This is a genomic window from Xanthomonas sp. NCPPB 1754 (assembly GCF_041475725.2).
Lineage (GTDB): Bacteria > Pseudomonadota > Gammaproteobacteria > Xanthomonadales > Xanthomonadaceae > Xanthomonas > Xanthomonas euvesicatoria.
Genome location: NZ_CM192982.1, coordinates 3,482,655 through 3,503,512, shown reverse-complemented (window position 1 = coordinate 3,503,512; position 20,858 = coordinate 3,482,655). Strand labels below are relative to the sequence as shown.

General features: G+C 63.8%; 16 protein-coding genes and 2 pseudogenes. 12 read left to right on the top strand and 6 right to left on the bottom strand.

The genetic code is table 11. The features are described 5' to 3' along the window. The first annotated feature begins 26 nt into the window (after positions 1-26). The 9 genes and pseudogenes from nudE to ACCQ15_RS15270 all read left to right on the top strand — a co-directional run bounded on the left by nudE (position 27) and on the right by ACCQ15_RS15270 (position 7,083). Entirely contained in the window at positions 27-575 is a 549-nt protein-coding gene (gene nudE / locus ACCQ15_RS15310) for an ADP compounds hydrolase NudE (RefSeq protein ID WP_003482427.1), read from the top strand. Then, positions 572-1,372, top strand: a complete 801-nt coding sequence (cysQ, locus tag ACCQ15_RS15305; RefSeq protein ID WP_008572065.1) for a 3'(2'),5'-bisphosphate nucleotidase CysQ — start codon at positions 572-574, stop codon at positions 1,370-1,372. Before nudE ends, cysQ begins: the two co-directional genes overlap by 4 nt. A 193-nt stretch (positions 1,373-1,565) precedes the next feature. Then, positions 1,566-2,570 (top strand): nucleoside triphosphate pyrophosphohydrolase, encoded by a 1,005-nt coding sequence (gene mazG / locus ACCQ15_RS15300; RefSeq protein ID WP_071117364.1) that lies wholly within the window; start codon positions 1,566-1,568, stop codon positions 2,568-2,570. After that, a complete protein-coding gene (locus tag ACCQ15_RS15295; protein WP_008572067.1) occupies positions 2,567-2,902 on the top strand; it encodes a YnfA family protein in 336 nt (111 codons plus the stop codon). Before mazG ends, ACCQ15_RS15295 begins: the two co-directional genes overlap by 4 nt. Positions 2,903-3,025: 123 nt before the next feature. Next, positions 3,026-3,343 (top strand): annotated as a pseudogene (locus ACCQ15_RS15290) (SPFH domain-containing protein); the annotation flags it as partial. 6 nt (positions 3,344-3,349) lie between these two features. Further along, positions 3,350-3,783 (top strand): annotated as a pseudogene (locus ACCQ15_RS15285) (NfeD family protein). A 170-nt stretch (positions 3,784-3,953) separates the two neighbouring features. Next, complete coding sequence (gene gcvT, locus ACCQ15_RS15280) at positions 3,954-5,063, top strand: glycine cleavage system aminomethyltransferase GcvT (protein ID WP_008572070.1); 1,110 nt, start codon at positions 3,954-3,956, stop codon at positions 5,061-5,063. A 147-nt stretch (positions 5,064-5,210) separates the two neighbouring features. Then, entirely contained in the window at positions 5,211-5,606 is a 396-nt protein-coding gene (gcvH, locus tag ACCQ15_RS15275) for a glycine cleavage system protein GcvH (RefSeq protein ID WP_003482419.1), read from the top strand. A 1,009-nt stretch (positions 5,607-6,615) separates the two neighbouring features. Next, entirely contained in the window at positions 6,616-7,083 is a 468-nt protein-coding gene (locus ACCQ15_RS15270) for a hypothetical protein (protein ID WP_008572071.1), read from the top strand. Positions 7,084-7,705: 622 nt separating this feature from the next. Here the strand turns inward: ACCQ15_RS15270 and ACCQ15_RS15265 are convergent. Then, positions 7,706-9,085 (bottom strand): serine hydrolase domain-containing protein, encoded by a 1,380-nt coding sequence (locus tag ACCQ15_RS15265; RefSeq protein ID WP_011348211.1) that lies wholly within the window; start codon positions 9,083-9,085, stop codon positions 7,706-7,708. A 333-nt stretch (positions 9,086-9,418) separates the two neighbouring features. Here ACCQ15_RS15265 and ACCQ15_RS15260 point away from each other — a divergent pair, with 333 nt between their 5' ends. Together ACCQ15_RS15260 and ACCQ15_RS15255 are read left to right on the top strand one after the other, a co-directional pair. Next, the gene (locus ACCQ15_RS15260) at positions 9,419-10,780 is read left to right on the top strand and encodes an NTP/NDP exchange transporter (RefSeq protein WP_209261288.1); all 1,362 of its coding nucleotides are present in this window, start codon (positions 9,419-9,421) and stop codon (positions 10,778-10,780) included. Positions 10,781-10,959: 179 nt separating this feature from the next. Next, positions 10,960-11,313 carry a DUF1304 domain-containing protein gene (locus tag ACCQ15_RS15255; RefSeq protein WP_011348209.1) on the top strand — a complete coding sequence of 118 codons (354 nt, stop codon included), beginning with the start codon at positions 10,960-10,962 and terminating at the stop codon, positions 11,311-11,313. Positions 11,314-11,615: 302 nt separating this feature from the next. On the opposite strand, the gene ACCQ15_RS15250 is transcribed toward ACCQ15_RS15255, so the two are convergent. Beyond that, on the bottom strand, positions 11,616-14,090 hold the full coding sequence (locus ACCQ15_RS15250) for an acyl-CoA dehydrogenase (protein ID WP_372380741.1): 2,475 nt from the start codon (positions 14,088-14,090) through the stop codon (positions 11,616-11,618). Beyond that, positions 14,087-15,010, bottom strand: a complete 924-nt coding sequence (locus tag ACCQ15_RS15245; RefSeq protein ID WP_014090745.1) for an alpha/beta fold hydrolase — start codon at positions 15,008-15,010, stop codon at positions 14,087-14,089. The genes ACCQ15_RS15250 and ACCQ15_RS15245 overlap by 4 nt, the downstream gene beginning before the upstream one ends. 136 nt (positions 15,011-15,146) lie before the next feature. Between ACCQ15_RS15245 and ACCQ15_RS15240 the strand changes: the two genes are divergently transcribed. Next, positions 15,147-15,755, top strand: a complete 609-nt coding sequence (locus ACCQ15_RS15240) for a TetR/AcrR family transcriptional regulator (RefSeq protein WP_003482399.1) — start codon at positions 15,147-15,149, stop codon at positions 15,753-15,755. Between the two features lie 114 nt (positions 15,756-15,869). On the opposite strand, the gene ACCQ15_RS15235 is transcribed toward ACCQ15_RS15240, so the two are convergent. From ACCQ15_RS15235 to hslO, 3 genes are all read right to left on the bottom strand, one after another. Further along, positions 15,870-18,722 (bottom strand): TonB-dependent receptor domain-containing protein, encoded by a 2,853-nt coding sequence (locus tag ACCQ15_RS15235; protein WP_122272483.1) that lies wholly within the window; start codon positions 18,720-18,722, stop codon positions 15,870-15,872. A 242-nt stretch (positions 18,723-18,964) separates the two neighbouring features. After that, positions 18,965-19,798, bottom strand: coding sequence for an XOO1806 family protein (locus tag ACCQ15_RS15230; protein ID WP_029819951.1), 834 nt, complete (start codon positions 19,796-19,798; stop codon positions 18,965-18,967). Between the two features lie 153 nt (positions 19,799-19,951). Beyond that, positions 19,952-20,842 (bottom strand): Hsp33 family molecular chaperone HslO, encoded by an 891-nt coding sequence (gene hslO / locus ACCQ15_RS15225; protein WP_372380739.1) that lies wholly within the window; start codon positions 20,840-20,842, stop codon positions 19,952-19,954. Between the last annotated feature and the right edge of the window lie 16 nt (positions 20,843-20,858).

The window sequence follows — 20,858 nt, the reverse complement described above, 5'->3', positions numbered from 1 at the left end:
GCCCGCTTTGCGGCTGCGTGCGACGCATGAGCTCGCGTCTGCCGATCATCCACAAGATCACCGATCTGGGCGACGGGCCGTTCCGTCGGCAGCAGCTGGATCTGGAATTTTCCAACGGGCAGCGCCGCATCTACGAACGCCAACTCAGCCAGGGCCACGGCGCCGTGGTGGTGGTGCCGATGCTCGATGCGCAAACCGTACTGCTGGTGCGCGAATATGCCGCCGGCGTGCATCGCTATGAGCTCGGTCTGGTCAAGGGCCGCATCGACGCCGGCGAAACACCCGAGCAGGCCGCCGACCGCGAGCTCAAGGAAGAAGCCGGCTATGGCGCACGCCAGGTACAGGTGCTGCGCGCAATGACGCTTGCTCCTACTTATATGAGTCACCAATCCTGGTTGGTGCTGGCACGCGACCTCTACCCCGAGCGCCTGGTGGGCGACGAGCCGGAAGAGATGGACGTGGTGCCGTGGCCGATCGCACGTCTGGACGAATTGATGCTGCGCGAAGATTTCTCCGAAGGCCGCTCGCTGGCCGCCTTGTTCATTGCGCGCGAGTGGCTGGAGCGCAATCCATGATCCGCATCCCGATGGAGCTGCGCGAAACCGTGATCGCCATCGCGCGCGATGCCGGCGCCGCAATCATGGAGGTCTACGCCCAGGACTTTTCGGTGGAGATCAAGGACGACGCCAGCCCGCTGACCCAGGCCGACCTGGCAGCCAACCGCGTCATCGTCGAAGGCCTGCGCCGTGTCACCCCGGACGTGCCGGTGCTGTCGGAAGAGTCTGCGCATGTGGCCTGGGAACAACGCCAGTACTGGACCAGTTACTGGTTGGTCGATCCGCTCGATGGCACCCGCGAATTCGTCAAGCGCAATGGCGAGTTCAGCGTCAACATCGCACTCATCCATATGGGCGCACCGGTGCTCGGGGTGGTGCAGGCGCCGGTCGACGGGCGGGTCTGGTACGCCGCGCGTGGCGAGAATGCCTTCCGCCGCGATGGCGACCGCGACGAGATGCTGCACACGCGCACCCCGGCCGCCACGCCCTTGCGGGTGGCGGCCAGCCGTTCTCATCGCGACGCGCGTACCGCCGCCGCGCTGGAGCGGATGGGCGAGATCGACGTGGTCGCGCAAGGGTCGTCGTTGAAGTTCTGCCGCATCGCCGAAGGCGATCTGGACGTGTATCCCCGCTTCGGTCCCACCTCCGAGTGGGACACCGCCGCCGGCCAGTGCGTGCTGCATGCGGCCGGTGGCGTGTTGCTGGCCGGCGCCAGCGGCAAACCGTTCCGCTACAACCGCCGTGACACCTTGCTCAACGGCGACTTCATCGCACTGGGCGACCCCAATCTGCCCTGGCGCGATTGGCTGGCCTGAGCGGCATGCGTGCCGTCTTGGCGACGGCATGGCTGTGCAAGGCCCTGACGCACTGAAAGGTACACTCCGGTATCCCCGCACGCGCTTGCGTGCCGCGCGCCGTTGCGGTGGTGTGCAACGGCCGCGTACGTCGCTTGCCTCGCGTGGGACATGCGCTGGCGGCGCACTCACTCAGAGGTTCCAGGAATACACGATGTCTCAGACCCCTTCCACCGGCGATATCCAGCAGCTGTTGCACTTGATGGCGCGTCTGCGCGATCGCGAACACGGCTGTCCCTGGGATGTACAGCAGACCTTCGCCAGCATCGCGCCGTACACCATCGAAGAAGCCTACGAGGTGGCCGATGCGATCGATCGCAACGACCTGGCTGGCCTGCGCGACGAGTTGGGCGACCTGTTGCTGCAGGTGGTCTTCCATTCGCAAATGGCGGCCGAGCAGGGAGCGTTCGGCTTCGCCGACGTGGTCGCCACGCTCAGCGACAAGCTCATACGTCGCCACCCGCATGTGTTCGCCGCGCAACCGGCGGCCGATGCGCAGGCGGTGAGCGCCAACTGGGAGCAGATCAAGCGCGAAGAGCGTCGTGCCGCTGGCAACCAGGACGACTCCGCACTTGCCGGCATCGCGCGCGGGCTGCCGGAATGGCAGCGCTCCACCAAACTGCAGTCGCGCGCGGCGCGCGTGGGTTTCGATTGGCCCGGCCCGGTGCCGGTGTTGGAAAAACTGCAGGAAGAAATCGAAGAGTTGCGCGTGGAATTCGCACGCGGCCCGGTGGCCGACAATCAGGCCCGGCTGGAAGACGAATTGGGCGATGTGTTGTTTGTCTGCGCCAATCTGGCGCGCCATGCCAAGGTGGATGTCGGCGCCGCGTTGCGGCACGCCAACCTGAAATTCGAACGTCGCTTTCGTGCGATGGAAGCGCGGGCGCGTACTGCCGGCACGCCGTTGAACGCGTTGTCGCTGGGCGAGCAGGAAGCGTTGTGGCAACAGGTCAAACGCGAGGAGCGCAGCGGCGATGTGCCGGCCATCGACGGTTCCGCGGGCGACGCATCGGCCTTGCACGCCCCGCTGTCCCACGCACCGCCTGTAGACAGCGCTGCCGGCAGTGACCCGTCCGTTGGCGGTGAGGCTTCCCGCAGCGCACCGGGGTATCAAACCGGCCCTGATGGCGCCGCCTCCGATACGCCCCGGCCGGCATGACGATCGCGCCGACCACGCTACTGCTGTTTGCCGCGACAGCGCTCGCCGAGTTGGTCGGTTGCTACCTGCCTTATCTCTGGCTGCGCAAAGGGGGCAGCGTGTGGCTGCTGCTGCCCACTGCGCTGAGCCTTGCCGTCTTCGTCTGGCTGTTGAGCTTGCATCCGGAAGCGAGCGGTCGCGTGTACGCGGCCTATGGCGGGGTCTACATCGCCAGCGCGTTGCTGTGGTTGTGGTGGGTGGACGGCGTGACGCCGACGCGCTGGGATCTGCTCGGCGCCGCCTGTTGCCTGCTCGGCATGGCGGTGATCATGTTCTCGCCACGTAGCGCCTGAGCGCGTTTGCATGTGCGCGCACACGTTGATTGCCTTGCGACAGCGGCCGGATGCAGCGGCTGCGCCCGGGCCTGCCCCGCACGTGGCCGGCGTTGGTTGCCGGGAGCGCTGAGCCATACTCACGAAGCCGCCTTCCGCGACGCAGAAGCGCGCGAACGTCTGGCCGAAGCCGAAGCACGCGCGACGCAGATGGTGTCCGACGCCATCGCCATCGGCATCGCCAACGGCAGCGTGCAGGCGATCAACTATTTCGTCGCACAGAAGTATGTGGAAGCGTCCACGGCGCTGGCCACCGCGCCCAACCGGAAATTTGTGCTGATGCCGATGGAATCCAGCGGCATCATCGGTTCGATCGCCGGCGTTGCCGAGCTGGCCAAGGAGGCGGCCGGCAAGCCCGACGCGCCCGTGCGCGTACCGCCGATGCCGCCGCGCGCGGGAGCCTGTGCCATGCGCTGGGACGTGGAGGTCTGGGCAATGCTGGCGCTGCTGCTGATTGCGGCCGAGACCCTGGTGCCGGGTGCCTTCCTGCTGTGGATGGGGATCGCTGCCGCAGCGGTGTGCGTATTGGTGCTGGTGTTGCCGAACATCGCGTTGCTGTGGCAGATCGTGGCATTCGTGCTGCTCAGCATCGTCTCAGTGCAGGTGTATCGCGCCTGGTTCCGCGGCAATGGCCGCCAGAGTGATCGCCGCTGCACAATCGGCGTGCCGAGCAGTTGATCGGCCGCTGCGTGCTGCTCGATCAGGCCATCCACGATGGTCGCGGCCGCGCCAAGGTCGATGATGCGTTCTGGGTGGTGGCCGGCCCGGATCTGCCGGCCGGCACGCCGGTGCGCATCGTCGGCGCCGATGGTATGGGCTTGCTGGTGCAGCCGGCCGGTTGATGTATGCGGGCAGGGCAGGGCATTGCGGTGCCGACCTCGGCGTTGTTGCAGCGCGGCGTAGCGTCGCGCTGCGTTCGCGCCCGCAGGCGGCGCAACCACACAGCGGTATGCCGTTCCCCCAAGCGTGACAGGACGGCGATAATGGCCGTCTTTCCTTTGGAACGGCGCACATGACCCAGAAGACCATCCTCAACGACACCCATCGTGCGCTTGGCGCCAAGATGGTCGACTTCGGCGGCTGGGACATGCCGATCCACTACGGCTCGCAACTGGACGAGCACCACCAGGTGCGCCGCGACGCCGGCATGTTCGACGTCAGCCACATGACGGTGGTCGACCTGCACGGTGCGCGCGTGCGCGAGTTTCTGCGCTACCTGCTCGCCAACTCGGTGGACAAGCTCAAGGTCTCCGGCAAGGCGCTGTACACCTGCATGCTCAATCCCCAGGGCGGGGTGATCGACGACCTCATCGTCTACTACATGACGGAAGATTTCTTCCGTCTGGTGGTCAACGCCGCCACCCGCGAAAAGGACCTGCAGTGGATCGGCGAGCAGGCCGCACGCTTCGACGTGCGGGTGGAAGAGCGCAGCGACTTCGCCATGATTGCCGTGCAAGGTCCCAGCGCGCGCACCAAGGTCATCGACCTGCTCGACCCGGCCGACACCGCAGCGGCGAGCAAGCTCGGCCGTTTCGCCGCGCTGCAGACGCGTTCGCGCGATGGCATTGATTTGTTCCTTGCGCGCACTGGCTACACCGGCGAAGACGGTTTCGAGATCGTATTGCCGCAAGAGGCTGCCGTCGCATTCTGGAATGCGTTGCTCGCGCAGGGCGTCAAACCCGCAGGCCTGGGTGCACGCGATACCCTGCGTCTGGAAGCGGGCATGAATCTCTATGGGCAGGACATGGACGACGGCGTTACCCCTTACGAGGCCGGGCTGGCCTGGACGATCGCCCTGGACGAAGGACGCGACTTCATCGGTCGCAGCGTGCTCGAATATCAAAAGGCGCAGGGCGCACCGCGTCAGCTGATCGGTGTGGTGATGGACGAGAAGGGCGTGTTGCGGCATGGCCAGACCGTGCTCACCGCCAGTGGCGAAGGCGAGATCCTGTCCGGCACGTTCTCGCCCACGCTGGGCAAGGCGATCGCCTTCGCGCGCGTGCCGGCCGGCAGCATCGAGCAGCTGCGGGTGGACATCCGCGGCAAGCAGGTGCCGCTGCGCGCAGTGAAGTTTCCGTTCGTGCGCGATGGCCAGGCACAGCCCGGCGTTCTCGGCGACTGACTCGTGTAGCGCCGCGTATTGCGCGCGGCGCTGCGCCCGGGTCCGTATCCATATCGCCATCGCCCCACCGCCGTGCGTGCACCTGTCTTGTCGCGCGGTCTAAACTAGCCACCTGTCCCCAACCATCATCTTTCCCGGAGCACACCCATGAGCGAGATCCCTGGCGACCTCAAGTTCCTCAAATCCCACGAGTGGGCCCGCGTCGAAAGCAACGGTCGCGTGACCGTCGGCATTTCCGACCACGCGCAGGGCTTGCTGGGTGACCTGGTTTACGTCGAACTGCCGGGCGTCGGCGACACCGTACAGGTCGGCAACGGCGCTGCGGTAGTGGAATCGGTCAAGGCCGCCTCCGACGTCTACAGCCCGGTCAGCGGCACCGTTGTCGAGGTCAACAGCGCGTTGAGCGACAAGCCGGAAACCATCAACGAAGACGCCTATGGCGAAGGCTGGATCTTCGTCGTCGAGATCGACGACAAGGAACAGCTCAACGACCTGCTGGACCCGGACGACTATGCCGAGCTGCTCGAAGACGACGATCACTGATCAGGTGTCGTTGCAGCCGGTATCCGATGGCCGCTCATGGAGCGGCCATTTTTTTGAGCGCGCCTGCGTCGGTGATGCGTGCCTTGGTGCAGCGATGCGGCGCGAGCCGGCGCGCAATCGCAGAGAGGGAGGCGTCGTTCGGTCGACCGCCGACCGCGACGCCGTCGGTGGCATGTCGATGCGGTGGCTCGGCACGATCCAACGTGCATCCACTGCTGGCCCACCTGCACTGCGCCGGATTTCTGACGTGAGTCGTTCGTGAGGGTTTGGCGTGTGCCCGGTGAAAAAATTCTGCGCCATGGCGCCTGTCTCGATCATCGGTTGGTGCACGCGATGGATGCGGTCGTCGGTGCGCGCGGGTGCGTGCATGACGCTCTAGGCGCTCAATAAGTTTGCGCATTTCTGCTCATGCGACGCCGGAAGTGCAGCCGTTGGATAAAAAATTTTCAGCTGGCGGACAGGCGGCAAGCAATGCCATCGCATCGGCTTGACCGCCGTGCCGTCCAAGCGCCCAGGCAGGCACGCAAACGCGCGACACAAAAAAAAACAGCGGAAAAGAAGCGCTTTTTTGAAAACGCTGTTGGGCGAGCGCGCTTCTCGCTTGGACGAGTATGTGCAGACGCGGGGTGATTGGCTGGCGTGGACATGGCACGCAGCGATGGTGGGCAAAAAAAAAATTGCAAAAGAGTGTTGACAGTAAAAAAAAGCGTGATTAGGTTTCGCCCAGCAGACATTGCTGCGGAAGAGAGTGAGCAGAATCGACATCGCGCCGACAAGCTTGTTCCGGATGTCCACCGAAGCGCTAATCACGGTGGAGTCGGGTCCGCTTCTCTCCAAGAAAGCAGTTGTCGTTCCGACTACGCACCCGTGTCGCCGTTCGATGCGGGTGTTTCTGTATCCGTTCCGTCGCGCATCATCTGCGGACGGTTCCCGACGATGGCATGCCGTCGCGGGGTTTGGTTCAACTGGGCGTTTCACCTCCATAGTTCACTGACGAGGAGCCAATTACATGGCCACTGCAAAAGCTGCGAAAAAGAAACCCACTGCCAAAAAGGCAGTGAAGAAGACTGCCGCCAAGAAGGCAGTCAAGAAGGTCGCCAAAAAGGCAACCGCCAAGAAGGCAGTGAAGAAGACTGCTGCCAAGAAGGCCGTCAAGAAGACTGCAAAGAAGGCAACCGCCAAGAAGGCAGTCAAGAAGACTGCGAAGAAGGCAACCAAGAAGACTGCCGCCAAGAAGGCAGTGAAGAAGACTGCAAAGAAGGCGACCAAGAAGACAGCCGCCAAGAAGACCGCCAAGAAGGCCGTCAAGAAGACCGCCAAAAAGGCAGTCGCGAAGAAGGCGACCAAGAAGTCCGCCACCAAGAAGAGCGCTGCCAAGAAGCCCGCCGTGAAGAAGGTCGCCAAGAAGAAGCCGGCCGTTCGCAAGAAGAAGGCCGCTCCGGTCGCGCTGCCCGCAACCCCGGCACCGCTGATCTGATCTTGTAATACCCGATCGCCGTAAACATCGAGCTCTCTCCCCGACGCCCAGCGGGGAGGGAGCTTTTTTATGTGCCTGGCACTGGCGTGGTCGGTGCCAGGCTGCGCGTTGCCAGTCTGCAAACGGTGTAGCTGTTGCGGCCGAGCAACGTCGCTGATTCAAGTTCGCGGCATCGAGGCGCCAGACGCGCATGCCGGTCGGCAGTGCAGACGTCGCCGCGCGATCATTCTGGCTCTGCCGGCCAACCTGGACAGTTGTCGGTCCTTCGCGCGAGGGCACGACAGCACGCCGCCGCTGCCTGACTTGATGGTGGGCCGGCAATGCAGCAGGTCGCAGAGCAAGATCATGCGGCGGACCAAGCCAGGAGATTCCAGAGCCAACCGTTCGGGCTCGCCACGTCGGCACGCCGAACAGATCGGCTCAGTCTCAGCGTTGGTGGCAATGGGCGTTACGCCAGCCAAAGAATTCGGGCATAGCGTGCAATCACGGCCTTGCTCTTGCGCGCCCGGCAGGCATGCCATCGGCGAGCCGCCCAACGCGCATTGGAAACACAGAAACAGCAAAGGCGGCCGAAGCCGCCTTTGCCTACGCCACCGACACGAGGTCAGTGCACGACGTCCACTCAGCGCGGCGAGGCCACCGACTTGCCGGAAGACGCGCCCTTGCCAGCCGGGTCGGGCTTTTCTGCCAGCATGTTTTCGCTGCCGAAGTCGCCATCCACATCGATGTCCAGCCAGCGCTTGGCCGGCAGGCCAAGCGCGCGGTCCAGGATGGTCGGCAGCATGCCCGAGGGCAGGCCGCTTTCGCCGTTCCACAGGATCGCAACACCCAGGTCGCGCTCCGGCAGCAGTGCGACCAAGCCGCGATAACCCTGCACCGCGCCGGCATGGAACACCACTTGATGGCCGGCGTAGTCGAACACGCGCCAGCCCAGCGCATAGCTGGCCGCATCCACGCGCTCGTGGCGCCAGCCCGAACGCATTTCGCCCGGCGTGGAGATCAGCGGCGCGTGCAGCGTCGCCAGCAGCGGTGCAGGCAGCACGTCGGTGCGATGGCCGGTGTGCGCGAGCAGCCACTGCGCCATGTCACTGGCGCTGGCGTTGACGCCCGCAGCGGGCGCCAGACGGTAGTAGGTGGGCTTGGGCGTCAGCGAGACCCAGCCATTGCGGCTGCGCACATGCGGACGTGCCCAGTGCGGGCTCGCCTGGATACCGGCCAGCCCCATGCTGGCGTCGTTCATGCCCAGCGGCTTGAAGATGCGACGCTCTACCGATTGCTCGTAGAAGCTGCCCGATGCGGCGAACACCACATCGCCAACCAGGCTGAAGGCGACGTTTTGATACGCGTAGCAATCGCCCGGTGCGCAACGCAGCGGCGCAGCCGCCAGCTTATGGCTGAGCGAGTAGTAGTCGACGTTGGATTCGATATCGCGGTCGTAGGCGTTGCGGGTCAGGCCGACGCGATGGCTGAGCACTTCGGCCACGGTGAGTTGACGGGTGGCCGCGTTGTCGCTGAGCTGGAAGCCCGGCACATAGTCGACCACCTTGCTGTCCCAGCGCAGCACGCCATCGTTGACCAGCAGGCCGGCCATGGTGCCGGCGAAGGCTTTGGACAGCGAAGCCAGACGAAACACCGTGTGGCCATCGACCGGCTGCGGATGATTGACATCGGTGACGCCATAGCCGCGCGCGCTGAGCACCTTGCCGCCCTGCACGATGGCCATCGCCATGCCGGGCACCCGGTTGCCGTAGGTCAGCTGGTCCGCCATCGATTCGAATGCCGCCACATCGAAACCGGCAGCAGGTGCCAACACCTGGTTGGCCGGCAGCGAGGTGCGATAGGGCAGCGGTGCGGTGGGCGACTGCGCCACGGTGGCCGCCTGCAATGCAGTAGCGGTGAGCGCGGGTGTCTGCGCGGTGGAAGAGAGGGCCAGGGGCAACAACGCCCCGAACAGCCCGATAGCCAACGGTCGGAACCGTCGGCGCGTGCGCATTTCTGTCATGGTTGTCCCGCCTGTTCCGCTGCCTCCGGCGATTCTAGCGCCGCGCTTTGCAATAGCACAAACTGCCGGAAGATGAATGGGCATCGCATTGATCCTATTGATGATTTTAGATTCAGAATTCGAGTAGTCCGGTGCCGCCGAAGCGTTGCCACGCGCTGGTGCGTTACAAGAAGCAAGCAGCGTGCCGGCGCGGAGGGCACCCGGGCCGCAGGCTCCTGCGACTGGTCGCTGGTGGCGCTGCCTCGCATCGGCTAACTTGCGCGCTTCTTTCACAGGTGCTGCCGTTGCCATGTTTTTTCTGTCGGGCCCGCCTGCGCGAGCGGCCGTTACCCCATGACCAGCCCCTCTGCGCCGCGATCTGCGGCTGGCCGTTTGAGCGCGGCACTGCGTAGCTCGCCACCATTGGCATGGTCGTTTCTTTACTTTTTCTGTCTGCTCAGCGGTTACTACGTGTTGCGCCCGGTGCGCGAAGCGATGGGCGCCTCGGCCGACGTAGAGGCGCTCTTTCCCACCGGCATGATCGCGTTCTTCGCCGCGCACGGTGTGCCCTTGAAGGACTTCACGCTGCAGGTGCTGTTTACCTGCACCTTCCTGATCATGGTGCTGCTGCAACCGGTCTACGGCGCTTTGGTCAGCCGCTATCCGCGGCGGGTGTTCCTGCCGGTGGTGTATGGCTTCTTCATCGCCACCCTGCTGCTGTTCTACGTGCTGTTCGACACCGGCGTGCCGGGCCGTGGCATGGCGTTCTTTTTGTGGGTGACCGTCTTCAACCTGTTTGCGGTGGCGGTGTTCTGGAGTTTCATGGCCGATGTCTTCAGCAATGCCCAAGCGCGCAGCTACTACGGCTATATCGGCGCGGCAGGCACGCTGGGTGCGTTTCTGGGCCCGGTCCTGACGCGCGTACTGGTCGAACGTATCGGCATCGCACATCTGATGTTGGTGTCGGCCGGGTTCCTGGCGGTATGCGTGCTCTGCGTGCTGCGCTTGCGGCTGTGGGCCGTTGCGCGCGAACAGGAGGGCCAGCTGAGCTCCGGCGAAGTGCCCATGGGCGGCGATGTGCTCGGCGGCCTCAAGCTGATCGTGCGTGAACCGCTGTTGCGCTGGCTGGCCTTCATGGTGTTGTTCGGCGTGGGCGTGGGGACCTTGCTCTACAACGAACAGGCGGCGCTGGTGCGGCGGCTTTACACCGATGCAGCGGCGGCCACCGCCTATTACTCCAGCATCGACCTGGCGATCAATGCGCTCGCGCTGGTGCTGCAGCTGCTGGTGACGCGCGCGTTGCTGTCGCGCTTTGGTATCGCGCCGGCGTTGTTGATCCCGGGTGTGGCCATCATGCTGGGCTATGCGGCGTTGGCGGCGTCGCCGTTGCCACTAATGATTGCGATCGTGCAGGTGATTACCCGCTCCAGCGAATTCGCACTGGCCAAGCCCGCGCGCGAAACGCTGTACACACGGGTAAATCGCGAGTGGCGCTACAAGGCCGGCGCCGCGATCGATACGGTGGTTTATCGCGGTGGCGATCTCACCTTCGTTTGGGTGCACAAGCTGGTCTCTGCGTTCGGCTCCAGCGCGGTGTTCGGCGTCGGCCTGGTCGTGGCGACCGGCATGACGGTCGGTGCGTTCGGCCTGTTGCGGCAAGCGCGCAAGCTACCCGCCGAGCGCGACGTGGAGACGGACAAGCGCGTTTCCGACTAAGCACCGCGACAGCACATGCGCAGATGCAGCTTGGCGCTCGGCATCGACCAGGCAGGGGGCCTGCGTCTCACACTGGCAGCGCCAGAAGCGCAGGCGCCAGCCCGGTAGTGCAGGTGTGCCGAACAGAACGACCGCAATCGCGGCTATGCTGGCGGCACCATTTTCCGAGGCGGTCTGCCATGTCCCTGTTCGCCATCATTGCCGGCCTGTGCATCGCACTGCTGCACGTCTACATCCTGGTATTGGAAATGGTGCTGTGGACGCACCCGCTGGGTTTGAAGACCTTCCGCAATAGCCTCGAAAAGGCGCAGGCCACCCGCGTGCTCGCGGCCAACCAGGGGCTTTACAACGGCTTTCTGGCCGCTGGCCTGTTCTGGGGCGCACTGGCCGCCCGCGCCGACGTGCTGAGCTTCTTCCTGGTCTGCGTGGTCGTGGCAGGTTGCTACGGCGCCTATAGCGTCAACCGCCGTATCTTCTTCGTGCAGGCGCTGCCGGCGTTGATCGCCTTGGCGCTGGTGTGGCTGCCGTTCTGATCCGGTTGCGGCAGTTGTCCGCTGCACGCAGGAGTGGGGCACTGCTGCGATGAGCTCCTGCTCATAGCCTTAGCGCCTGACTGCCTCAAGCGCGTGACGTGCGCAACTTGCGCGCGTGTTCGGCCCCTGGCACCCGTTCATTCGATGGCCGCCAACTGCGTGGCGTCGCTCACACATGCGTGCTGTCGAAAACTGCAGCTGATCAGGTCTGCAGGCAGCATGCCGGAGACAACACCCATCTCCACAAACAACAACGGCGGGCCGAAGCCCGCCGTCGTCCATTCTCGCCCAAGCTTGACGCCTTACGCGGCTTCGCGCGGCTGTTGCGCCTGCGGCTTGTCGTAGAAGCTGGCCGCACGCAACTCATGCGGATCGAAGTCGTCCACCGTGATGGTGTCCATCATGATCTCGCGCAGCTCTTCCAGCAGCTTGCGCTCTTCCAAGCTGATCACGCCTTCGGCCACGGCTTCGTCCAGCTGCGCCGGGAAATCCAGCGCTTCGATGCCCTTGGTCTTGAGCGCCTTCAGGAACTTGCGCTCCACCGGCTCGGCCATCACCGCCTTGGTCAGGTAGCTGGCGATACGACCGCCCGGATTGTTGGCGCACGGCGTCAGGAACACGCCCTTGGCCAGACGGTCACGCGCCTCGTTGGGCGTCATCAACAGCGAAGCAACGCGATGGCCGAGGCGATCGCCAGGCGCTTCGGCGCGACGGCCGAGCGGGAAGATCAACACCCACATCAACCAGCCCACCGGGCGGATCGGGAAGTTGCGTAGCGCCGCCGACAGCGCGGTTTCGATCTTGTGCACGCTGTCGTGGAAAGCCCAGGCCAGCAGCGGCTGGTCGCTCGCCGGCGCGCCTTCGTCGTGATAACGCTTGAGGATCGCGCTGGTCATGTAGATATGGCTCAGCACATCGCCCAGGCGACCGGACAGCGACTCCTTGAACTTCAATTTGCCGCCCAGCATCAGCATCGACACGTCGGCCATCAAGGCCAGATTGGCCGAATAGCGATCCAGCTTGCGGAAGAACCGACGGGTATATGCATCGCCCGGCGCCGCACCGATGCGCGCACCGGTCAGACCGAACCAGAACGAGCGCACGGCGTTGGAAATACCGAAGCGGATATGACCGAACAGGCTCTGGTCGAACTGCTCCAGGCCACGACGGGTATCGGGATCCTGTGCGGCCTGCATCTCCTTCAACACCCACGGATGGCACAGGATGGCGCCCTGGCCGAAGATCAGCAGGCTGCGGGTCATGATGTTGGCGCCTTCCACGGTCACGCCGATCGGCGCGGCCTGCCAGGCGCGGCCTGCAAAGTTGCGCGGCCCCAGGATGATGCCCTTGCCGCCGATCACGTCCATCATGTCGCTGACCACTTCGCGGCCCATGGTGGTGCAGTGGTACTTGGCGATCGCCGACGGCACCGACGGCACGTCGCCGCGATCCACCGCCGCGGCCGTGGCCTGCGACAGCGCACTGATCGCATAGGCCTTGCCGCCGATCCGGGCCAGCGCTTCTTCCACGCCCTCGAAACGACCCACCGACAATCCGAACTGCTTGCGGATACGCGCATACGCACCGGTGACCACCGCCGCGGCCTTGCTACCGCCACTGGCGGTGGAGGGCAGGGTGATCGAGCGACCGACAGCCAGACACTCGTTGAGCATGTTCCAGCCCTTGCCCACCATCTCCACGCCACCGATCAGCTGGCTCAGCGGGATGAACACTTCTTCGCCATGGATCGGGCCGTTCTGGAACGGCGAATTCAACGGGAAGTGGCGACGGCCGATTTCCACGCCCGGGGTTTCGCGCGGCAGCAGTGCCAGGGTGATGCCGATGTCCTTCTTGTCGCCGATCAGGCCATCCGGATCGTAGGCGCGGAACGCCAGGCCGATCAGCGAGGCGACCGGTGCCAGGGTGATATAGCGCTTGTCGAAGGTCAGCTTGACGCCCAGCACATTGGCGCCATTCCACTCGCCCTTGCAGACGATGCCGTAGTCCGGAATCGAGGTGGCATCGGAGCCGGCGAACGGACCGGTCAGGCCGAAGCACGGCACTTCCGCACCGACCGCCAACCGCGGCAGGTAATAGTCCTTCTGTTCCGAGGTGCCGTAGTGCAGCAGCAGCTCACCGGGGCCGAGCGAGTTGGGCACGCCCACGGTGGAGCTGACCACGCTGGAGATCGAGGACAGCTTCTGGATCACCTTGTGGTGCGCCAGCGCGCTGAAACCCAGGCCGCCGTACTGCTTGGGAATGATCATGCCGAAGAACTTGTTCTTCTTGATGAAATCCCACAGCTCCGGCGGCAGGTCGGCGTGGACGTGGGTGATTTCCCAGTCGTTGATCATCTTGCACAACTCTTCCACCGGGCCATCCAGGAAGGCCTGCTCTTCGGCGGTGAGTTGCGGCTTGGGATAGTTCAGCAGCTTCTGCCAATCCGGGTCACCGGTGAACAGCTCGCCTTCGAAACCGACCGAGCCGGTCTCCAGTGCAATGCGCTCGGTCTGCGACAGCGGCGGCAGCACCTTGCGGAAGAAGCCCATCAGCGGCGTGGTCAGCAGCGGCTTGCGCAGGAACGGCAGCAGCACCGGTGCGGACACCAGCACCACCAGCGCGGCGGCCACGAGGGTGGCGGTGAGATTGGCACCCAGCAGCCAGCACGCCACCAGCACACAGGCGCTGATCGCAACCCACGTGGCAAGGCGCATCCGGTGATAGGCAGCGATACCCGCCGCCAGGATGACGAGGAGGAACGGTGCAATGATGCTCATGGTCTTGCTCCAGTGACATGCTCGGTAGTGTTGGACGCTGCGATGGTGCAAGCCGCCGGCAGTGCGTCCAGATAATGCAACACGGTGGCGGTAAACGTGGTGTTGTCGTCGCCTGCCAGCATGTGCGTGGCATCGGGCAGATGCACGTGCTGCGCATGCGGCGCGATGGAGAGGAATTCGGCGATGTTGGCTGGCGTCACAAGATCGCTGCGTCCGCCGCTGATGAGCAGCATCGGGCAACGCACCTGTGCTGCCGCCTCCAGCAATGCATGCTGCTGGAGCTGGGCGTCCTGGCCGGCCAGCTCGTCGACCAGGCGCGGATCCCAGTGCCAATGCCAACGCCCGTCGGCACGCTGCCGCAGCAATGCCTGCAGTTGGCCAGGCGTTTTGCGCGGCCGATGCGGCAGGTAGACGGCAATCGCATCGGCGGCCGCATCCAGCGATGCAAAGCCGTCCGGGTGCGCGGTCATGAAGCGCAGGATGCGCTCCACACCCGTAGTGTCCCAGCGTGGCGTGATGTCGACCAGCACGATGGCACGAAACAGGCCGGGCCAGCGCGCTTCGGCCAGTAGCCCGAACAAGCCCCCCATCGACGCAGCAACCAGCACCGGTGGCTCGGGCTGCTCGCCGGCCATCACGATCAGATCGTCGGTGAACTGCGTTGCCGAGTAGGGGTGATCCGCCGCATTGGCGCTGGAATCGCCATGCCCGCGCGCGTCGTACGACAGGGTGCGGTAGCCCCTGTCAGCCAGCGTCGCGGCAGTGGCGTCCCAGGCATGTCGGGTCTGTCCAAAGCCATGCGCGAACAGTACCGACGGCGCATGTTCGGCACCCCGCATCGACACCGCGAGCACTGCGTCGCCAGCGTTGACGCTGGACAGGGACGCAGTGGAGGCGAGGCTAGCGGGTGAGATGACCATACTTAATGGTATGGATGCACGATGGCGACTGTCAATACTCAATCGTATGGACGGTTAAGCCACTGAATCATGGCGCTGATATGTCAATTTCGTGATGCATACTGCAACTGACACAAGCGTATGGTTAAATCGCGGCATGAACGACACCATCGACTCCAGCCTCACCACGCCCCGCGCCAGCTCCGGTCGCGGCAATCGCCTCAGCGCGGACGATTGGGCACAGGCCGCGCTCGACCTGATCGCCGAACAAGGGGTGGGCGCGGTTGCAGTCGAGCCGCTGGCGCGCCGGCTCGGCGTCACCAAAGGCAGCTTTTACTGGCACTTCCCCTCGCGCGACGCTCTGCTGCAGGCGGCCCTTGAGCGCTGGGAAATCTTCGAGCAAAAAGAAGTGTTCGGCAGCCTGGAAGACGTGCCCGACCCCAGCGCTCGCCTGCGCGCGTTGTTTCAGCTGGTTGCCCACGAAGTCAAACCGCACGTCATCTATAGCGAACTGCTCAAGGCACTCGACCACCCGGCCGTGCGCCCTGTCATCGACCGCGTTTCGCAACGTCGCCTCGATTACCTGATCGCCTCGTTCCGCCAAGCCGGCCTGACCCGCACCGACGCCCAGCACCGCGCTCGCCTGGCCTACGCCGCCTATGTCGGCTTCCTGCAACTCTCGCTGCAATTGCAACAGCCCAAGCCGGCCCGGGAAGATTTCGAAGCCTACGTCGAGCATGTGATCCAGACGTTGATTCCGGGGTGAGCTATTGGGCGTGCGTAGCAGCGCCAGCGAGATGTCTGACAGTGAGGACTAACGAAAAGGCCGCGATTCTTTCGAATCGCGGCCTTTTGATACTGACTTTTTCTAAACCAATTATCAGAACTTCTGGGTGTAGCGCATGTAATAGAAGCGACCCGGGATTTCGTACTGCGGATCGAAGCTATTTGCAAACGCCGTAGCAGATTGCGGCGGATCCCGATCAAACGCGTTGTTGACGCCGACCGTTACACGCGCATTCCATGGCGCCTTCCAGTACGCACTGATATCGGTATAGGTCACGCTCGGGATGTGGTTGCGAGGTGCTGCACCTGCACTGGTGACACGATTCGGATCCGAGCAGAGCAGGCCGATGTTGACCGGGTTGCTGACGTTGGCGCCGATGCAGTTTTCGACCTGCGAGCTGTAGTAACGCATCGCCACAGAGCTGCCGATGTCGCCCAATTCCCAGTTGGCCATCAGGTTAGAGCGGATGCGCCAGTTATTGTCCTGAGCCGAGCCGCCTCGATACAGGCCAACGCGGGTTTCCGGATCCTGGAGCGGCTTCTCAACCACGAACTTGCTGAGGTAGGTCGAATCCCACACGAAACTGAAATTGCCCCAGGCCGTATCGGGCAGGCGGTAACCAATCGTCAGGTCGTAGCCTTCTGCTTCGATCCTGGCAATGTTGTTCGGGACCGCCAGCAGGTTCGAAATTTCACCGGTGGCTTCACGCTGGATGAGAGAGCAGGCGTTCGCCACGCCAGCCAAGTAGCAGCTGTTGAGCGTTTCCTGCACGGTTTGAGTGTCGATCGCATCTTCGATCTGAATGTTCCACCAATCGAGCGAAACATCCAGGCCGGTCACCCAGCCCGGGCTGAAAACGAAGCCCAACGTCTTGGAGGTGGACGTTTCAGGCTTCAAACGCTGGTTGCCACCCGTCGCGGTACGGACCTGCGGGTTCGCCTGCGCGTAGGCCGGCACCGAGCCGCAAGACCCAGGACGCGAGGTATTCACTGCGCCAGTATCGTACGAGCCTGCGCAAGGATCGCGGACGTCCTCGAACGTATCGCTGACGCCCTGGAACAATTCGCTGATCGAAGGTGCACGGAAGCCCTGCGACCAGTTACCGCGGATCATCAAGTCAGTGATCGGCTTCCAGCGGAAACCGAACTTGCTGTTGGTGGTGTCGCCGAAGTTGCTGTAGTCCGAATAACGGGTAGCCAGGCTGAAATCCAGCAGCTGAGCGCCCGGCAGATCGGCGAGAAGCGGCACGGCCAATTCAAGATAGGCTTCGTCGAGCTTGTAACCACCACTGGTGGCGGTGCGCGCGTTGCCGGTGGTATCGCCGGAATTGATCAGCGCATCCGGATCGTCGAAACCGGATTCTTCGCGGTGCTCGACACCCAGCGAGAAAGCGAACGCGCCTCCCTGCATATCGAAGAGTTCGCCGCCGACGTTGCCGTAGTAGGTCTTCTGCTCGTAGCCATAAAGGTCATGGGCATTGAAGCCGGCATACCGCAGCATTTCCGGAGTGAGCGACCCGGGCCCGTGGAGCATGTCCATCGGGACGCAGCCATCGATGGTGTTTGCTGCAGTGCCGCAGCGCGCTGCACCGGAGGCGTCGATGAACGACGGACCGAGGGCGTTACGCAGCGCAGAAATATTGAACAGGCCGGTGGTGCGCTCGGTCTGGTCGTTCTTGCCGTAGAACATGCCTGCTTCCCAACTGAAGAAGCGCTGGCCAACTTCAAAGTCGCCTTCGAATGCACCGTTGAAGCCGAACGTTTTTACGTTCTGGGTGAAGATACGGCCGCCGGTTTCCTCGGCGCGATACTGGATGTAGTCGATATCGCGGCCGGTGTTGTTGTAGATGTTTGCAGCCGAAATGACGATGTCAGCACCGTTGGTGCCGGGTGCCGAACGACCGAGAACGATCGGCATCGGTGCAAGCACCTGCGTCGATTCGCGTTCGTTATAAGTAACAGTCGTCTTGAAACGGACATTGTCGGTGATCGACAGGCCAGCGTCAGCGAAGACCGACTTGCGCTCCTGCGGCGTCACCAAGTAGTTCGCGGGTGCGAAGTTGTAGCTGTCGGCCGCGGTGTAGTTGCGCGAGGTGGTGCCACCATCGGTGGTGATCGAGAAGCCGGGCGTGCCATTGAAGCGGGTTGCGCCGAACGTCGGTGCGCCGGTAGTGGGGTCCGGACCAGTCGATCCGAAAATGCCAAAACGTCCACCCGGAATGGTCGTGCTGTTGCCGGTACGGGGCACAGCGCCAAACACCGGGACGGAGGAGATCTCGCGATTGCCTGCCCAAACCGGCTCTTCCTTGACGTAACCCACGCCCAGGGTGGCGTGCCAACGGTCGCCAGTCGAGCCGATCGTGAAGTCGTAGGATTCGCGGCTGCCATCACCCTTGTCGTACTGACCAAAATAGGCGTTGGCTTCCGCGCCATCGAAATTCTGGCGCAGGATGATGTTGACGACGCCGGCGATGGCGTCCGAACCATAGATGGTGGAGGCGCCGTCCTTCAGGACTTCGATGCGCTCGACGGCAGCAGTCGGAATCGTGTTGAGGTCGACCGCGCCGCCCAGGCCCGTGCCACCAACCCAGCGGCGACCATTGACCAGCACCAGGGTGCGGTTGGAGCCGAGGTTGCGCAGGTTGACGCGGGTTTCGCCGTTGCCACCATTGTTGACGTTAGTGTTGAGCGCGGAACCATTGGTTGCGATGTTCTGGATCACATCGCCGATCGAGGTCAAGCCCTGCGACTCGATCTGCTGACGGCTCATGCTGAAGACCGGCTGCGATGTTTCGACGTCGGCGCGCTTAATGCGCGAACCCGTCACTTCGATCTTGTCGAGGTTGGTGGTGCCGGCTTCCTGGGCGATGGCGGTGCCGGTACCGCCCACACCCACGACGAGCGCGAGGACAACTGCATCGCGCAGCTTGTTGGACTTGCAATTCATTAGCTCTCTCTCCAAGTGATCTTGGGTACTGCCAAGGGTTGTTTGCCTGCCGGGGGCTCCGAAAAAAGCGGATCCAAAACGTCAGGGTGAACCGATGGTATATGCGTTGCGAGAGAAATTAAAGTCCCGTTAACGAAAAAGAAGAAGGTTGTGAAAGTGGCAGCCGGGCGCGTGATCCGCAACGAAAAACGCCACCGGCTGCGGGCCGATGGCGTTATGAGAATTGCTATGGAATCAGTGGGTTACAGGTCCTGCTCGTATCTGACGTACGGAACCGTACCGTCGCTGTTGCTCTCGTTACTCGGTGCGAACGGGTTCTTGCCGCGGGAAATGACGTTCTCGGCGCCAACGGTGAGTTGGCCGCTCCAGGGGGTGCGCCACGTCAGGCCCAGGCCCAGGCCTTCCCACTTTTCGGGCTGGCCCGGGACATCGACGACGCGACCAATGACATTTGCGCTAAAGGCACCGTAGCCGCCGCCAACGCTCAAGGTCTTGCTGTCCCACTGGTCGGCAATGGCCGGGGACACGTCGGCCAGCGGGACCAGGCGTGCGCGAGCATACGTGCCGCCGATCGAAACAAAGCCTTCGCGGCCGATGTTCTTCTGCCCGAAGACGGTTAGGTCGTTTTGCTCGACCCGCGTCAGCGGGGCCTTGCCTGCACCGATCAGCCAGGCGGGCAGGGTGTCGCGGCCAGTGCCGGCAGTGACGCCCACCCGGCCAGTGCCGCGATTGAAGCCCAGCGTGCCGGACACGCGGCGCGAGGCAGCCGCGCTGTCTTCTTCGTCATCGCCGATGCCTGCAAGCAGGCAGTGGCTGGCAAGACCGCTGATGTTGGTGCCGCGGCTGCTGTTGCAGAGCAGGCCAAGCGAGTCGCCGGAGCTCAGGCCAAACGCCGCATCGAGCGAGTTGCGGCCGAAATGCCAGCGTGCACCGGCTTTCTGCTCACCGGTCGGCTCCAGGTACAGAAAGGCTTCCACCTTGCCGCTGCCCTTGTTCCACACCGGCAGGATCGTGCTTTCGCGCAACTGTTGCGCCGACTGCGCATGCACGCCTGTGGCCGCCGCGAGGGCAACCATCAAAGCTAGCGGGAGGCGCAGGAGGTATCGCATACCAGAGGTCAGACCCAGGGGCAGTTGTTAAGTTCCCGAGAGCGGGCAAGTAGGATGCTAGGGTGTTTATGATTATTTAACAAGTGGTCGCGTGCCCCCAGAACGCAACCGTCATCCTATCTATTGCAACCTTTCCGGCGCTTCCTGCGAGGGCTGCGCCGCGTTGAAAAGTACGTCCAGCGCGGTCAACGGAAAGTGATACTCACGACCGCAGAATTCGCAGCGCACCTCGACTTCGCCAGTAGCCTCGGCGGCCGCGCGCGCCTCCTCTTCGCCCAGCGATTGCAGCATCGAGGCAACCCGCTCGCGCGAACAGGAGCAGCCGAAGCTGAGTGGCTTGCTGCCGAGCAACTGCGGCGCTTCTTCGTGGAACAGGCGATGCAGCAGGTCCTGGCCGGCGACCGAGAGCAGCTCCGGTGCGCCCAGGGTGTCGAACAGGGCCCCGATCCGGGTCCAGCCATCGTTATCGCCTTCATCGCCGGGGAGCTTCTGCAGCAGCAGGCCGGCGGCCTGATCCGGGCCAGCGGCCAGCAGCAAGCGCGTCGGCAACTGTTCGGACTGCTGGAAATAGGTTTCGAAGGCTTCGGCCAGATCTGGTGCCTGCATGCCGACCAGACTCTGGTAGCGCTGCGGCTCGCGCGGGTCCAGGCCGGGGTTCTCGATGGTGATCGCCAGCAGCGCGGCCTCGCCCAGCTCGCGCAGGTCGGTCGGTGCATCCGCACCCTCGGCCAGCTGCACGATGCCGCGCAAGGTGCCGGCGGCGGTGCATTCGGCAAACAGGGTGCGCAAGGTGTCGTTGCCGCGCAGTTGCACTGACAGGCGCCCGTCGGCCTTGGTGTGGCCGGTGAACAGTGCAGCGGCCACCGCAGCTTCGCCGAGCAGCTGGCGCGCGGCGGGCGGGTAGGCGGCGGCACCCTGGATGTCGTGCCAGGCCTTGGTCAGGCGCACATGGACGCCGCGCACGCCGGCGGCGGGCAGCAGGAAACGGGAAAGCTGATCGTGATCGGTCATGGAAACATCGGGCGTA

Bases quoted from the DNA above. Each gene is read 5' to 3' on its own strand.
- nudE (WP_003482427.1), top strand. From the start codon at position 27: ATGAGCTCGCGTCTGCCGATCATCCACAAGATCACCGATCTGGGCGAC.
- cysQ (WP_008572065.1), top strand. From the start codon at position 572: ATGATCCGCATCCCGATGGAGCTGCGCGAAACCGTGATCGCCATCGCG.
- mazG (WP_071117364.1), top strand. From the start codon at position 1,566: ATGTCTCAGACCCCTTCCACCGGCGATATCCAGCAGCTGTTGCACTTG.
- ACCQ15_RS15295 (WP_008572067.1), top strand. From the start codon at position 2,567: ATGACGATCGCGCCGACCACGCTACTGCTGTTTGCCGCGACAGCGCTC.
- gcvT (WP_008572070.1), top strand. From the start codon at position 3,954: ATGACCCAGAAGACCATCCTCAACGACACCCATCGTGCGCTTGGCGCC.
- gcvH (WP_003482419.1), top strand. From the start codon at position 5,211: ATGAGCGAGATCCCTGGCGACCTCAAGTTCCTCAAATCCCACGAGTGG.
- ACCQ15_RS15270 (WP_008572071.1), top strand. From the start codon at position 6,616: ATGGCCACTGCAAAAGCTGCGAAAAAGAAACCCACTGCCAAAAAGGCA.
- ACCQ15_RS15265 (WP_011348211.1), bottom strand. From the start codon at position 9,085: ATGACAGAAATGCGCACGCGCCGACGGTTCCGACCGTTGGCTATCGGG.
- ACCQ15_RS15260 (WP_209261288.1), top strand. From the start codon at position 9,419: ATGACCAGCCCCTCTGCGCCGCGATCTGCGGCTGGCCGTTTGAGCGCG.
- ACCQ15_RS15255 (WP_011348209.1), top strand. From the start codon at position 10,960: ATGTCCCTGTTCGCCATCATTGCCGGCCTGTGCATCGCACTGCTGCAC.
- ACCQ15_RS15250 (WP_372380741.1), bottom strand. From the start codon at position 14,090: ATGAGCATCATTGCACCGTTCCTCCTCGTCATCCTGGCGGCGGGTATC.
- ACCQ15_RS15245 (WP_014090745.1), bottom strand. From the start codon at position 15,010: ATGGTCATCTCACCCGCTAGCCTCGCCTCCACTGCGTCCCTGTCCAGC.
- ACCQ15_RS15240 (WP_003482399.1), top strand. From the start codon at position 15,147: ATGAACGACACCATCGACTCCAGCCTCACCACGCCCCGCGCCAGCTCC.
- ACCQ15_RS15235 (WP_122272483.1), bottom strand. From the start codon at position 18,722: ATGAATTGCAAGTCCAACAAGCTGCGCGATGCAGTTGTCCTCGCGCTC.
- ACCQ15_RS15230 (WP_029819951.1), bottom strand. From the start codon at position 19,798: ATGGTTGCCCTCGCGGCGGCCACAGGCGTGCATGCGCAGTCGGCGCAA.
- hslO (WP_372380739.1), bottom strand. From the start codon at position 20,842: ATGACCGATCACGATCAGCTTTCCCGTTTCCTGCTGCCCGCCGCCGGC.